General features: G+C 72.3%; 13 protein-coding genes. 7 read left to right on the top strand and 6 right to left on the bottom strand.

Annotated features, from left to right (window positions below; genetic code table 11):
* The first annotated feature begins 206 nt into the window (after positions 1-206).
* The 4 genes from STRCI_RS07355 (at position 207) to fxsA (ending at position 4232) form a co-directional block, all read left to right on the top strand.
* A complete protein-coding gene (locus STRCI_RS07355) occupies positions 207-647 on the top strand; it encodes an Lrp/AsnC family transcriptional regulator (protein WP_015661871.1) in 441 nt (146 codons plus the stop codon).
* Positions 648-695: 48 nt separating this feature from the next.
* Entirely contained in the window at positions 696-2297 is a 1602-nt protein-coding gene (locus STRCI_RS07350) for an amidohydrolase (protein ID WP_269658040.1), read from the top strand.
* 492 nt (positions 2298-2789) lie between these two features.
* Positions 2790-3602: a polyprenol monophosphomannose synthase gene (locus STRCI_RS07345; RefSeq protein ID WP_269658039.1), complete on the top strand. Its 813-nt coding sequence runs from the start codon at positions 2790-2792 to the stop codon at positions 3600-3602.
* 72 nt (positions 3603-3674) lie between these two features.
* Complete coding sequence (gene fxsA, locus STRCI_RS07340; RefSeq protein ID WP_269658038.1) at positions 3675-4232, top strand: FxsA family membrane protein; 558 nt, start codon at positions 3675-3677, stop codon at positions 4230-4232.
* A gap of 103 nt (positions 4233-4335) precedes the next feature.
* Here the strand turns inward: fxsA and STRCI_RS07335 are convergent, their stop codons facing one another.
* The 4 genes from STRCI_RS07335 to yczE all read right to left on the bottom strand — a co-directional run bounded on the left by STRCI_RS07335 (position 4336) and on the right by yczE (position 7818).
* Positions 4336-4710: an RNA polymerase-binding protein RbpA gene (locus tag STRCI_RS07335; protein ID WP_003977404.1), complete on the bottom strand. Its 375-nt coding sequence runs from the start codon at positions 4708-4710 to the stop codon at positions 4336-4338.
* A 255-nt stretch (positions 4711-4965) separates the two neighbouring features.
* Positions 4966-6306 carry an MFS transporter gene (locus tag STRCI_RS07330; protein ID WP_418953455.1) on the bottom strand — a complete coding sequence of 447 codons (1341 nt, stop codon included), beginning with the start codon at positions 6304-6306 and terminating at the stop codon, positions 4966-4968.
* 58 nt (positions 6307-6364) lie between these two features.
* The gene (locus tag STRCI_RS07325) at positions 6365-7132 is read right to left on the bottom strand and encodes a glycerophosphodiester phosphodiesterase family protein (protein WP_269658036.1); all 768 of its coding nucleotides are present in this window, start codon (positions 7130-7132) and stop codon (positions 6365-6367) included.
* A complete protein-coding gene (gene yczE, locus STRCI_RS07320) occupies positions 7129-7818 on the bottom strand; it encodes a membrane protein YczE (RefSeq protein ID WP_269658035.1) in 690 nt (229 codons plus the stop codon). Before yczE ends, STRCI_RS07325 begins: the two co-directional genes overlap by 4 nt.
* 64 nt (positions 7819-7882) lie before the next feature.
* On the opposite strand from yczE, the gene STRCI_RS07315 reads away from it, so the two are divergent.
* Complete coding sequence (locus STRCI_RS07315) at positions 7883-9382, top strand: SCO1417 family PLP biosynthesis transcription factor (RefSeq protein ID WP_269658034.1); 1500 nt, start codon at positions 7883-7885, stop codon at positions 9380-9382.
* A gap of 3 nt (positions 9383-9385) precedes the next feature.
* On the opposite strand, the gene STRCI_RS07310 is transcribed toward STRCI_RS07315, so the two are convergent.
* Both STRCI_RS07310 and STRCI_RS07305 read right to left on the bottom strand, forming a co-directional pair.
* On the bottom strand, positions 9386-11017 hold the full coding sequence (locus tag STRCI_RS07310) for an ATP-binding cassette domain-containing protein (protein ID WP_269658033.1): 1632 nt from the start codon (positions 11015-11017) through the stop codon (positions 9386-9388).
* Positions 11018-11057: 40 nt separating this feature from the next.
* Entirely contained in the window at positions 11058-11252 is a 195-nt protein-coding gene (locus STRCI_RS07305) for a hypothetical protein (RefSeq protein ID WP_015661880.1), read from the bottom strand.
* A gap of 260 nt (positions 11253-11512) precedes the next feature.
* On the opposite strand from STRCI_RS07305, the gene STRCI_RS07300 reads away from it, so the two are divergent.
* Positions 11513-11905 (top strand): ankyrin repeat domain-containing protein, encoded by a 393-nt coding sequence (locus STRCI_RS07300; protein WP_015661881.1) that lies wholly within the window; start codon positions 11513-11515, stop codon positions 11903-11905.
* A gap of 300 nt (positions 11906-12205) precedes the next feature.
* Entirely contained in the window at positions 12206-13624 is a 1419-nt protein-coding gene (locus tag STRCI_RS07295; protein ID WP_269658032.1) for a HEAT repeat domain-containing protein, read from the top strand.
* Positions 13625-13630: the final 6 nt, after the last annotated feature.

Genomic DNA, 13630 nt, shown 5'->3' with positions numbered 1-13630 from the left:
CGGCGGTAATCACGAGAGCATCACGGAGCCGGTTCGGTGGCTGTGGCGTTCGTCACATGCCGCCCGCAGGTGCCCGGCGCGGCCGGTTTGTCCCCCGGGCGGCTCACAGTCTTCCGCCGGACTTCGGCCGGTCACATCACGAACCGGGTATGACCTGGGCCGCTCAGGTGTCCCAGGAGGTCAGGGGCACTGTAGGTTCTTGCGCCATGGAGGAGCTGGACCGACAGATCGTGCAGCTGCTCGTCAAGGACGGGCGGATGAGCTACACAGACCTGGGCAAGGCCACGGGCCTGTCCACGTCGGCCGTGCACCAGCGGGTGCGACGGCTCGAACAGCGTGGCGTCATCCGTGGCTACGCCGCGGTCGTGGACTCCGAGGCGGTCGGGCTGCCCATGACCGCGTTCATCTCGGTGAAACCGTTCGACCCCAGCGCGCCCGACGACATCGCGGACCGGCTCGCCGGGGTGCCCGAGATCGAGGCGTGCCACAGCGTCGCGGGGGACGAGAACTACATCCTCAAGGTACGTGTGGCCACGCCGCACGAGCTGGAGGAACTGCTCGCCCGGCTGCGGTCGCTGGCAGGCGTCTCCACCCGTACGACCGTGGTGCTCTCCACGCCCTACGAGGCACGCCCACCCCGCATCTGAGTCGACCTGCGTGCCAGGCGGGCGGGGCGAGGCGGGAGACTGTCCCCCATGAGTGAGCGCACCGCCGAGTCCAAGACCGTTCTGCTTCGCCGCGGAGAGGTCCACAGCCCCGCCGACCCGTTCGCCACCGCGATGGTCGTCGAGCGGGGGCAGGTCGCCTGGGTCGGGTCCGAAGGGGCCGCCGACGCCTTCGCGGACGGGGTGGACGAGGTCGTGGATCTGGACGGTGCGCTGGTCACCCCGGCCTTCACCGACGCCCATGTGCACACCACCGCCACGGGCCTCGCCCTGACCGGCCTCGACCTGTCCGCCGCCCCCTCCCTGGCGGCGGCCCTGGATCTCGTACGGGACTTCGCCGCCGCCCGCCCGCGGGACCGGGTCCTGCTCGGGCACGGGTGGGACTCCGCCCGCTGGCCCGACGGGCGCCCCCCGACGCGGGCCGAGCTGGACGCGGCCGCCGGCGGACGGCCCCTGTACCTCTCCCGGATCGACGTCCACTCGGCGGTCGTGACGACGGCGCTGCTGGAACTGACGCCGGACCTCGCCGCGCCCGACGGTCCGCTCACGGCCGACGCCCACCACGCCGTGCGGGCCGCCGCGCTGGGCGCCGTGACGCCCGCTCAGCGCGTCGAGGCTCAGCGCGCCGCCCTCGCCCACGCGGCCTCCCTCGGCATCGGCACCCTGCACGAGTGCGCGGGCCCGGAGATCTCCTCCGAGGACGACTTCACCGGCCTGCTCCGGCTCGCGGGTGAGGAACCCGGGCCGCGGGTCGTCGGTTACTGGGCCGAACAGGACGTCGACAAGGCGCGGGAGCTCGGCGCGGCCGGTGCGGCCGGGGACCTCTTCGTGGATGGCGCCCTCGGCTCGCACACCGCCTGTCTGCACCGGCCGTACTCCGACGCCGGGCACACCGGCATCGCGTACCTGGACGCCGCGGCCGTCGCCGCCCATGTTGCCGCCTGCACCGAGGCGGGGCTCCAGGCGGGCTTCCACGCGATCGGCGACGCCGCCGTGACGGCCGTCGTCGAGGGCGTGCGCGCCGCGGCGGAGAAGGTCGGGCTGGCGCGCGTCCGCGCCGCCCGGCACCGCGTCGAGCACGCCGAGATGCTGACCCCCGAGACCATCGCCGCCTTCGCCGAACTCGGTCTGACCGCTTCGGTCCAGCCCGCCTTCGACGCGCTGTGGGGCGGCGAGGAGGGCATGTACGCCGCCCGCCTGGGCGCCGAGCGGGCCCGCACCCTCAACCCGCTCGCGGCGCTGCTGAAGGCCGGTGTCCCGCTCGCCTTCGGCTCCGACAGCCCGGTCACACCCCTGGACCCGTGGGGCACGGTCCGCGCCGCCGCCTTCCACCGCACGCCCGAGCACCGGGTCTCGGTGCGGGCCGCGTTCACCGCGCACACGCGGGGCGGCTGGCGCGCGGTCGGGCGCGACGACGCGGGCGTGCTCGTGCCCGGCGCCCCCGCGGACTACGCCGTGTGGCGCACCGAGGAACTGGTCGTCCAGGCCCCCGACGACCGCGTCGCCCGCTGGTCCACCGACCCCCGCTCCGGCACCCCCGGCCTGCCCGATCTCACCCCGGGCCGTGACCTGCCGGTCTGCCTGCGCACGGTGGTCGGCGGACGGACGGTTTTCGTACGGCCGGGCGAGTGATCTCCGGGGGTGGCGTACCGCCGATCCGGCCCCGCCACCGCGTCGCGCGACCTGCGTATCCTCTGCCCTGACCAGGGCATTGACCGAGGACCCGCAGGTCAAACGGCTGTTGACAGCCGACGGCAGGGGGCCGGTAGGTTCGGCCGAGTCCACCACCGGACTCGCCCGACCTGGGACCCGAGAACTTCCGCAGCGCCCGCGCCACGGCGAGGGAACGTTCCGGCCGGTCGGGGAGGTGTGACCCGGGTGGGGCCCGGGCGCTCAGTAGACAACGGCTTTAGGTCGACCCGCAGCCAGCGGGCCCCAGGTCGGCCCGAAGGGCGCCGGGCCCCCATCCGCAGCGGGCCCCTCCGCACAGGGCGCGCATGATCCGAAAACCCGATGCTTACCCCGCTCTTGTGGTTTGGACACCACCATACGAACGTGATGTCACGTAATCGCAGGCCGCGCCCACTAAGGTGGACGTCTGCGGACGCACACGAAGGGGCAGCAGTGAACGACGGCGACGGGATCCGTGAGGCGGAGGCCTCAGGGAAGCGGTTCGGCCCGCTCGGCACGGCGTTGGTGATCATTCCGACCTACAACGAGGCGGAGAACATCAAGGCGATCGTCGGCAGGGTGCGCTCGGCCGTACCCGAGGCGCATGTCCTCGTGGCCGACGACAACAGCCCCGACGGCACCGGCAAGCTCGCCGACGAGCTGGCCGCCGAGGACGATCACGTCCAGGTGCTGCACCGCAAGGGCAAGGAGGGCCTCGGCGCGGCCTATCTCGCGGGCTTCCGCTGGGGCCTGGACAACGGCTACGGCGTCCTGGTCGAGATGGACGCCGACGGCTCCCACCGGCCGGAGGAGCTGCCCCGGCTGCTCACCGCACTCAAGAGCGCCGACCTGGTCCTGGGATCCCGCTGGGTGCCCGGCGGCCGGGTGGTGAACTGGCCCAAGAGCCGTGAGTTCATCTCCCGCGGCGGCAGCCTGTACTCCCGGGTGGCGCTGGACCTGCCGCTGCGCGACATCACCGGCGGCTACCGCGCCTTCCGCCGCGAGACCCTGGAGGGGCTCGGCCTCGACGACGTCGCCTCCCAGGGCTACTGCTTCCAGGTCGACCTCGCGCGCCGCTCGGTCAAGGCGGGCTACCACGTCATCGAGGTGCCCATCACCTTCGTCGAACGCGAGCTGGGCGACTCCAAGATGAGCCGCGACATCCTGGTGGAGGCCCTGTGGCGGGTCACCACCTGGGGCGCGCAGGAGCGGGCCGGAAAGCTCCTCGGCCGGGCCAAGAGGCCGCCCCTGCCGCCCCGGTCGTAGGTCCCCCACCGCGCACATCCTGCTGACCGTCCGCTTATCCCGCACTGAGCAGGGTGCAGGCACACTGGATGCATGATGACTGGTGCTCCGACTCCCACGCATCCTGCCCGGCCCCGGCGTTCCCGGCTGCGCACCTTCCTGCCGCTGGCCATCGCCGCGTGGCTGGTGCTGGAGATCTGGCTGCTGACCGTGGTGGCGGACGCGGCGGGCGGCTTCACCGTCTTCCTGCTGCTGGTCGCGGGTCTGGTGCTGGGCGCCGTGGTCATCAAGCGGGCGGGCCGGCGCGCCTTCCAGAACCTCAACGAGGCCTTGCAGCGCGGCGGCACCCCGGCGCCCTCCGGCGGCGGCAACGGCCTGATGATGCTCGGCGGACTGCTGCTGATGCTGCCCGGCCTGGTCTCGGACGCGGTCGGACTGCTCCTGCTGATCCCGCCGGTCCAGAAGGCGCTCGGGCGGTACACGGAGCGCACCTTGGAGAAGAAACTCCGCAAAGCCGGACCCGGCACCCTGGGCGACGCCTTCCAGCAGGCCCGGATCCACCGGCCCGACGGCAAGGTCGTGCAGGGTGAGGTCATCCGGGACGAGCCGGGGGACACCCCCGAGGGCCCGCGCCCGCCGCTGACGCACTGAGCCCGCGCACCGAGCGAGCAAGACCGCGGGCGCCGTACGTCGAAACGTACGGCGCCCGCGGTCTTGTGCTGTCTTGCTGAATCGGGTTCCGGACCCGGCAGGACTAGGCCGACTTGCGGCTGTCCCTGGGGTGGACCGCGATGTTCATCGCGCCGGAACGCAGAACGGCCAGGCGCTCCTCAAGGACCTCTTCGAGTTCCTCACGGGTGCGCCGCTCCATCAGCATGTCCCAATGCGTACGCGCGGGCTTGGCCTTCTTCTCCTCAGGGCCGTCGCCGTCAACGAGGAGTGCCTGGGCCCCGCAGACCTTGCACTCCCACTCCGGCGGGATCTCCGCCTCGACCGAGAAGGGCATCTCGAAGCGGTGCCCCTTCTCGCATGCGTACTCCACGGCCTGGCGCGGGGCCAGGTCGATGCCGCGGTCCGTCTCGTAGCTGGTCACCACGAGGCGCGTGCCGCGAAGAGCTCGCTCACTCATGAATCGTGCCTCCCGGGCTTGTCGCCCACAGGACAGGTGTCGCTGTCGTCGTCATCCGGTCAACGTCCGGTCGGCGGTAAAGATTCCCGTTCCGGGTCATGCGTCGCCGTCGTAGCCGCCCCTTGTTCTACCCACCGGCGCCCGGTTTGTCACATCTGCTAGCAGATGTCACCCAGCGTTTCGGCATCTTTGACGCGCAGTAACGGTACGCCTGGCAGGCCAAACGCGTACACTACAGCCCTTTCGCTCCGAACGCTAAATCCTTGCCGGAACGGGGTTGCCCGCGTCGCTGATCGCCTGCCGCACCGGGACCCGGGCGAGCAGCACGAACCCGAGCGCGAAGAAGGCCACCAGCGAGATGATCGCGTCGCGATAGCTCCCGGTCAGCTGGTAGGTGAGCCCGAACAGCAGCGGGCCGAGCCAGCTCATCCCGCGGTCGCTCACCTCGTAGGCGGAGAAGTACTCGGCCTCCTTGCCCGGCGGGACGAGATGGGAGAACAGGGAGCGCGACAGGGCCTGGCTGCCGCCCAGCACCAGTCCGATCCCGGCCGCCAGCACGAAGAACCACACCGGCGCCCCGGCCGGCAGGAAGTACCCGGCCGCCAGGGTCAGCGTCCACGCCACCAGCGAGCCGAGGATGGTGCGCTTCGCGCCGTACGTCCGGGCCAGCCGCCCCAGCAGCAGCGCCCCCGCCACCGCCAGCACCTGGACCAGCAGCACCGCGCCGATCAGCGTGGACTGGCCGAGACCGAGTTCCTCGGAGCCGTAGACCGACGCCTGAGTGATCACCGTCTGGATGCCGTCGTTGTAGACGAGGTAGGCCAGCAGGAAGGCGAGGGTGAGCGGGTGGCGGCGCATGTCGCGGATCGTCGCCGCGAGCTGCCGGAAGCCCGACGCGGTCGCGGGCGCAGTTCCGTCCGAGGCCGCCCGCCGGTCGCGCAGCCGTCGTAGCGGTACGAGGGTGAAGGCGCCCCACCATAGTCCGGCCGAGGCCAGGCAGATGCGGACGGCCGTGGTCTCGGAGACGCCGAAGGAGTCGTGGCCGAGGTACAGCGCCAGGTTCACGACCAGGACCAGGGCGCCCGAGGCGTATCCGAAGGCCCACCCGCGTGAGGAGACCGCGTCGCGCTCCTCGGGCGGGGCGATCTGCGGCAGGTAGGAGTTGTAGAGCATCATCGCCACGGACTGCGCGGCATTGGCGATGATCAGCAGGGCGCCGCCGAGCAGATAGCGGTCGCCGTCCAGGAAGAACATCGCCGTCGTCGCCGCGGCCCCGGTGTACGCGGCCGCCGCCAGCAGCGGCTTCTTCCGGCCACTTCGGTCGGCCGCCGCGCCGACCAGAGGCATCACCAGGACGGCCACGATCACAGAAAGCGACACCGAATAGGCGAAGAAGGACCCGGCGCGCACCGGGATGCCGAGCGGATGGACGAAGCCGTCCGCGCCGGCGGCCTCCTCGGCGACCGAGGTCAGATAGGGGCCGAGGAACACGGTGAGCACGCTCGTCGAATAGACGGAGCACGCCCAGTCGTAGAAGTACCAGCCGCGCTGCTCGCGCCGCCGCTCCGCGACCTCTTCGGCCGCACTGGTGCCCATGGTGCCGGTGTCCACCCGCGCCCCTCGCTTTTCCGTCCGGGCCGCGGGCCGCCGGGGCTCAGGCCCAGACGCCCCGGTCCTCCATGACCTTGCGCAATGTCTCGATGTGATCGGTCATGATGCCATCGACTCCCAGGTCCAGGAGCCGGTGCATGCGGTCTTCTTCGTTGACCGTCCACACATGCACCTGAAGCCCGCGCGCGTGGGCGGCGCGCACGAAGCGGCGGTCGACGACCGGGACGCCGGACTGCGTCTCGGGAACCTGCGCGGCGACGGCCGACCGGCGCACCACCGCGGGCACACCCCAGGAGCGCAGCCGCAGATTCAGCACCCCGCGCGTGCCGAACGACGTGGCCAGGCGCGGCCCGGCCAGCCGCTGGGCCCGGACCACCCGCGCCTCGGAGAAGGAGCCGAGGCAGATCCGGTCCCAGGTGTCGGTGCGCTCGACCAGGTCGAGGAAGGGCAGCAGCGCGGACTCCGCCTTGACATCGACGTTCCAGCGCGCCTCGGGGAAGGCCTCCAGCAGCTCCTCGAACAGCGGCACCGGTTCCTGGCCGGCCACGCGCGCGTGCGCCACGTCCGCCCAGGGCAGGTCGCAGATCCGGCCCGCCCCGTCCGTCACCCGGTCCAAGGTCGCGTCGTGGAAGGCGACCAGCTTGCCGTCGCGGGTGAGGTGGACGTCGGTCTCCAGGTACCGGTAGCCGAGGTCCACCGCGCGGCGGAACTGGAACCGGGTGTTCTCCAGGCCGTCGGCGTCCCCGCCGCGGTGGGCGAAGGGGATCGGGCCCGGATGGTCGAGATAGGGGTGGCGTATCGGCGTGCTCACCGTCGCAGTATGGCCCGCCGGGGTTGACCGGTGGCAACGACCGCGCTGCCGTCGGATGCCGGGGACACGGCGAAGACACGCAGGAAGAGCTGGGCGAGCGGGCCGATGGTCAGCGCGTACAGCACGGTGCCCACGCCGATCGTGCCGCCGAGGAGGAAGCCGGAGACGACCACCGCGAGTTCGATGCCGGTGCGCATCAGCCGGATCGAGCGCCCGGTGCGCTCGTGCAGCCCCGTCATCAGGCCGTCGCGGGGGCCCGGTCCGAAGGCGGCCGCGATGTAGAGGCCGGTGGCCACGCCGTTGAGGACGACACCGGCGAGGAGCAGGGGGATCCGGACGTAGAGGGAGTGCGCCTCGGGGAGGGCGGCCAAGGTGCCGTCCATGGCGATACCGACTACGAACACATTGGAGACGGTGCCGAGGCCCGGTCGCTGGCGCAGCGGGATCCACAGGAGCAGCACGGCTGCGCCCACGATGATCGACACCACGCCTATGGTCAGGCCGGTCAGCTCGGCCAGGCCCTGGTGCAGCACGTTCCAGGGTTCGAGGCCGAGGCCCGCCTCGACGAGAAGGGCCGAGCTCGCCCCGTACAGCGCGAGACCGACGTACAGCTGGATCAACCGTCGCCCGAGACGGCTCGTGGTGGACAAGAGGGTCCCCCCTGTGGTGGTAGTGGCCTGGCTCATGACACCCTGTGGCTTGAGGAGAACGGCCATCCATGGCCAATTCGGGGAAGGTGGACTGATTTCCATGGCGCAGTGGACCTCGGCGGTGGGACCGGCTCAGCTCGCCCGGCTGCTCAGCTCCCAGCAGGACCGCCCCGCGGGCCCCGGCACGCGCCGCCCGCCCGCCTATCGCGCGCTCGCCGACGGCATCCGGCTGCTGGTCCTGGAAGGCCGGGTGCCGGTGGCCGCCCGGTTGCCCGCGGAACGCGAACTGGCCCTCGCCCTGTCCGTCAGCCGTACGACCGTCGCCGCCGCCTACGAGGCACTGCGTGCCGAGGGCTTCCTGGAGTCCCGGCGCGGCGCGGGCAGCTGGACCGCCGTACCGGCCGGAAACCCGCTCCCCGCGCGGGGACTCGAACCACTGCCCCCCGAGGCCCTCGGTTCGATGATCGACCTCGGCTGCGCGGCGCTCCCCGCGCCCGAGCCCTGGCTCACCCGCGCCGTGCAGGGCGCCCTGGAGGAGCTGCCGCCGTACGCCCACACGCACGGCGACTATCCGGCCGGGCTGCCCGCGCTGCGCGCGATGATCGCCGACCGGTACACCGCGCGCGGGATCCCGACCATGCCTGAGCAGATCATGGTGACCACCGGCGCGATGGGCGCCATCGACGCCATCTGCCACCTCTTCGCGGGGCGGGGCGAGCGGATCGCCGTGGAGTCGCCGTCCTACGCCAACATCCTCCAGCTGATGCGCGAGGCGGGTGCCCGGCTGGTGCCGGTCGCCATGGCCGAGGGGCTCACCGGCTGGGACATGGACCGCTGGCGGCAGGTGCTGCGCGACGCGGCGCCCCGGATCGCCTATGTCGTCGCCGACTTCCACAACCCGACCGGCGCCCTCGCCGACGACGACCAGCGGCGGGCGATGGTGGACGCGGCCCGCTCGGCGGGGACCGTGCTGGTCGCCGACGAGACGATGACCGAACTCTGGCTGGACCCGGATGTCGCGATGCCGCGCCCGGTGTGCGCCTTCGACCCGGCCGGGGCCACCGTGGTCACCGTCGGATCGGCGAGCAAGGCCTTCTGGGCGGGTATGCGCATCGGCTGGGTCCGGGCGGCTCCGGACGTCATCCGCAGCCTCGTCGCCGCCCGGGCCTACGCCGACCTGGGGACCCCGGTGCTGGAGCAGCTCGCCGTGAACTGGCTGTTCAGCACCGGAGGCTGGGAACAGGCGGTGGAACTGCGCCGGGTCCAGGCCCAGGAGAACCGGGAGGCGCTGGTCACCGCGGTGCGGCGGGAGCTGCCCGGGTGGGAGTTCGAGGTGCCCCAGGGCGGGCTGACCCTGTGGGTGCGCACCGGAGGCCTGTCCGGCTCGCGGCTCGCCGAGGCGGGGGAGCGGGTCGGTGTCCGGGTGCCTTCGGGGCCCCGCTTCGGCGTGGACGGAGCCTTCGAGGGGTATGTGCGGCTGCCGTTCACCGTGGGCGGCGCGGTCGCCGAGGAGGCGGCGGTACGGCTGGCCGCGGCGGCCCGGCTGGTGGAGAGCGGCGGCGCCGGGGGCGGGGAGGCGCCGCGCACGTTCGTGGCGTAGTCGTTACGGCAGAGGGGACGTCTCCGCCGTGACGGCCTCCACCGCCAGTGCCTTGGCCGGTACGGCTTCCGTGCCGACGGCTTCCATCGACACTGCCTCCGCCGGTACCGGCTCCGCGTCCGCCGGGGTCGTGCGGGGCGGGAGCAGGTCCAGTACGGCCTGGCGCTGGGCGCCCGTCGTGGCGTCGTCGTAGGGGTCCGGGGTGGCCGGGACCTGGAGGCGCAGGACCGGGCCGGCGCCCAGGCGGGCGTAGCCGCGGCCGGGGGGCAGCTGGCTGATCGGGGTGGTGTGCGGGGGCACGCCGAGGACCGCCGTGAGCTGTTCCGCGGTCGCGGGGCCCAGGACGGCACGCGCGCGTGTGTGCTGGCGCACGGACTCGCTCAGGGCGTCCGCGGTGTCGAACTGGTCGGCCACCACGACCGTGACGTTGGCCGCGCGGCCGTGGCGCAGGGGCACCTGGAGCAGGGACTGCGGGTCCTTGTGGCCCTCGGTGGCGGCGACGTGGGCGAAGGCCGTCGGGCGGTCCAGCAGGATCCACAGGGGGCGCTTGGTGTCGTCCGGCGGCGGCTGCCCGGCCTGCCGGGCGCGGTTGACGGCGATCAGCCGGCGCTCCGTCTCGTGCGCCGCCCACTCCAGGCTGGCCAGCGCCCCGGCCAGCGCGCACTCCACGGCGAGGACACCGTCGCGGCCGGTCAGACAGGCGTACTCGCCGGTGCCGCCGCCCTCGACGATGACGATGTCGCCGTACTGCAGGGCCTGGAGGGCGATCGAGCGGAGCAGGGTGGAGGTGCCGCTGCCCGGCTGGCCCATGACCAGCAGATGCGGCTCGGTGGAGCGGATGCCGGTGCGCCAGACGACCGGCGGCATGTCGCGCAGCTCCTCGCCGTGGGTGAGGGGGAGCGTGCGCTGGACCTCGCCCGGGTCGGTGAAGCCGAGCACGGTCTCGCCCGGTGCCGTGACGAACCGCTGGGCGGCGATGTCGGTGGGCAGTGGGGGCAGGACCGAGACGGAGAGCTGGTTGCCCTCCTCGTCCCAGGCGAAGCGGTACTCCCGGCCGCGTCCCGACTTCGCGGTGAGCAGATGCTCGATCCGCGCGCGGGCCTCGGGCTCGCCGTCGGTGAAGTAGGCCGGGTAGCGGATCGTGAGGCTCGTGACGCGCCCCGAGGCGTCGAACTCGTATGCCGGGAAGGCGCTCTCCCATTCACCGCCGTGGGAGTAGAGGGGGGCCGGGTCCTCCGACGTCGAGAAGTACGGCACGAGGGCTTCGTACAGCGACTTCAGACGTTCCGTCTGGGACTCGTCCGGGCCCTCGGCGGCGGGCTCGGCGCGGTCCCGGCCCTGCCAGGCTGCCGCCGCCATCAGGGTGATGGCGGCGAGCAGCGGGCCGTACGGGACGAGCGCCACCACCAGGACCACCGAGGCGACCAGGAACAGCAGCGGCCCGCGCTTGTCCTTGGGGGTGTCCGCCCATTTGCGCCGCCCGGCCGAGGCCAGCCGACGCAGCCCGCGGCTGATCGTGATCAGCGGATGCAGGACGTCGGTGGCGCTGTCGGCCGCCGTCCGGGCCAGCTCCCGGCTCCGGGCGATCTGCGCGCTGCCTGTGCTCAGGATGCGGGGGAGGGGGCGCCGGGCCACTGCGGTCTCCTGACGGTGCGTACGGACGGGACGGTCGGGCTCAGAACTTGATGCCGCCGAGCAGGCTCGCCAGGCTCTCGCCGCCGGCCTTGATGCTCGGAGCGATGGCCGTACTGGCCAGATAGAAGCCGAACAGGGCCGCGACCAGGGCGTGCGAGGCCTTCAGTCCGTCCTTCTTGAAGAACAGAAAGACGATGATGCCGAGCAGGACCACGCCTGAGATGGACAAGATCATTTGAGTTCTCCTGGTTCGTGGGGACAGTCACCATGAGTACTTCCAGGCTCACAGGATGTATCCATACGATAAAAGGTGCAACTGGGTGAATTTCGGCGAATTTCCCTCACTTGGCGGAGCCGTCCTGGGCCGGATGAGCTGGGCTCTTGCGTCCGACCGGGTCCGTCGTGATCTTTACCTCGGGCACATCGGGTCATGTGCCCCGCGAGCCAGTACCCTGGCGATTCACCTGAACGGTTGTATGGAGAGGCGGTCCGGCGATGAGTGAAGTTCCCGACCCCGAGGTCGTGGAGCTGGCGACCAAGATCTTCGATCTGGCCCGGCAGGGGCGGACCGAGGCGCTCGTGGCGTACCTCGACGCGGGCGTTCCGGCCAACCTCACCAATGACCGGGGCGACTCCCTGGTGATGCTCGCCGCCTATCACGGCCACGCCGAGGCGGTGCGCGCGCTGCTCGAGCGTGGCGCCGAGGCGGACCGGATCAACGATCGCGGCCAGACCCCGCTCGCGGGGGCCGTGTTCAAGGGTGAGACGGAAGTGATCAGGGTGCTTCTGGAGGCCGGCGCCGACCCGTCGGCGGGTACCCCGTCGGCCGTCGACACCGCTCGGATGTTCGCCAAGACGGAACTGCTCGAACTGTTCGGCGCCCACTGATCCGACCGCGCTGACCAGCCACAACACAGAAAACGGGGGAGGCGGTAAAGGGCCGCCGAAATTTCGGTCGCGGCAGGTGGAACTGCCGAGTCATCATGACGTCGTGATTCACGGACGCGATGGCTGGGCAGGTGTTGCCGCACCGCGCGGACCGTGATGCGGTCCGCATGGGCCACCAACGAGAGGCAGAGGAAAATGGCTTACAGCAAGCAGGAAACGGCGGGCGCCCCGACGTGTTGTCACGCGGCCAGGTAGAGCACGTCCCCGGTTGCGTCGACGCTTGATGTGAGGCTGTTTCCCATGTTCGATCCGGTCATAGCGCCCAGCGGTACGCTGCTCGGCCTGCTCCAGAGGGGCCGCGGCGACGGCACGCTGCACGCGCTCACCGCCCCGCGCGCCGAAGCGCTCGCGGCACTGAACCACTGCGTGCTGAGCGACCCCCGCCACGACTGGCAGGTGGAGAACCGCTCCCTTTACTACGCCCGGCTCTACCTCGACCTGAACGGCGAGCTGGACGAGATCGAGGCCCATCTCTTCGCCGTCGAGGACGTCTTCGACGGCGAGGAGTCCCGTACCGGCCTCGCCCTGGCCGTCCTCGGCCACCTCGCCTCCTACGGCAGGCGCGACGCGCTCGCACTGCTGCGCAGGTACGCCGCCACCGGCGCCAACTGGGCCTGGGCCCTGGACGAACTGGCGCTGCGCGACGACGACGCCGCGCTGCGGGCCCTGGCCGCTCCGGTGCTGGCCCGGTTCGCCACCGACGCCGAGGGCGAGGCCGAGCTGGCCGCCGCCGTGCGCGACGCCTTTGAGCCACGGCCCTGGCGGCTGTGGGCGGAGGATCCGCGCGAATCGATCGCCACGCGCGTGCGTGCTGCTCAGGAGGCGGGCTGTTTCGACCGCTGGCAGCGGCAGATGCGACCCTCCGGGCCCCGGCCCGGGTGGAGCGTGCGGGCCGTCTTCGAGTGGGCCCAGCAGGGCGTCGACCGCGGCGCCGCGCTCCATGTGCCCGCCGCCCGCTGCCTTGCCGCCGTCGCGGGCCCCGAGGACCGGCCGGAGATCGTCCAGGCCGCCGAGGACGGCACCGAGGGCGCCCGCTGCACGGCCCTGCGCTACCTCGCCGACAGCGACGACCCGGACGCCCTCGACCTGATCGAGGCCGCCGTGGCCGCGGGGCCGCGGCCCGTCGTGGAGGCTGCCGTCGACGCCTTCGAACGAATGTGCAGTCCCGCCGTCGTGGACCGGGCCCGCGGCTGGGCCCACCGGCCCGATCCGCTGGGCGCCGCCGCCGGGCGGATGCTCGCCTGCCGTGGCGGGGCGCAGGACAGCGATCTCGTCCTCGCGGCCCTGCGCGAGGCCGTCCGCGGCGAAGGGCCCGACGCCCCAACCCTGTGGACCCTCGTGGATGGCACCGGACGGCTCGGCATCGCCTGCGCGGCCCCCGTCCTGCGCCATATCTACCGCGAGACCGCCTCCTCCCACCTACGCGGCCGCACCGCCCGCGCGCTGGCCGCCACCGATCCCTCCTTCCCCTCCGGATTCGCCGTCGAATGCCTGTGGGACTGCGAGGAGACCACCCGCGAGATCGCTGCCCGGCATGCCGAGACGGGTGACAACCGCGTCGTGGAGCGACTGCGCCGGCTCGCCGCCGACCCGGCCGAGGAGGACGAGGTCCAGACAGCCGTGCGCAGCCGGATCGGCCCTGACGCGCCCACCGGGTGAACGAGG

The organism is Streptomyces cinnabarinus (genome assembly GCF_027270315.1).
In the GTDB taxonomy this organism is placed as follows: domain Bacteria; phylum Actinomycetota; class Actinomycetes; order Streptomycetales; family Streptomycetaceae; genus Streptomyces; species Streptomyces cinnabarinus.
Note: the sequence above shows the minus strand (reverse complement) of the source record. Positions and strands in the feature narration are given on the sequence as shown.

Bases quoted from the DNA above. Each gene is read 5' to 3' on its own strand.
- fxsA (WP_269658038.1), top strand. From the start codon at position 3,675: ATGATGACTGGTGCTCCGACTCCCACGCATCCTGCCCGGCCCCGGCGT.
- STRCI_RS07355 (WP_015661871.1), top strand. From the start codon at position 207: ATGGAGGAGCTGGACCGACAGATCGTGCAGCTGCTCGTCAAGGACGGG.
- yczE (WP_269658035.1), bottom strand. From the start codon at position 7,818: ATGAGCCAGGCCACTACCACCACAGGGGGGACCCTCTTGTCCACCACG.
- STRCI_RS07330 (WP_418953455.1), bottom strand. From the start codon at position 6,306: ATGGGCACCAGTGCGGCCGAAGAGGTCGCGGAGCGGCGGCGCGAGCAG.
- STRCI_RS07295 (WP_269658032.1), top strand. From the start codon at position 12,206: ATGTTCGATCCGGTCATAGCGCCCAGCGGTACGCTGCTCGGCCTGCTC.
- STRCI_RS07305 (WP_015661880.1), bottom strand. From the start codon at position 11,252: ATGATCTTGTCCATCTCAGGCGTGGTCCTGCTCGGCATCATCGTCTTT.
- STRCI_RS07315 (WP_269658034.1), top strand. From the start codon at position 7,883: ATGGCGCAGTGGACCTCGGCGGTGGGACCGGCTCAGCTCGCCCGGCTG.
- STRCI_RS07335 (WP_003977404.1), bottom strand. From the start codon at position 4,710: ATGAGTGAGCGAGCTCTTCGCGGCACGCGCCTCGTGGTGACCAGCTAC.
- STRCI_RS07350 (WP_269658040.1), top strand. From the start codon at position 696: ATGAGTGAGCGCACCGCCGAGTCCAAGACCGTTCTGCTTCGCCGCGGA.
- STRCI_RS07300 (WP_015661881.1), top strand. From the start codon at position 11,513: ATGAGTGAAGTTCCCGACCCCGAGGTCGTGGAGCTGGCGACCAAGATC.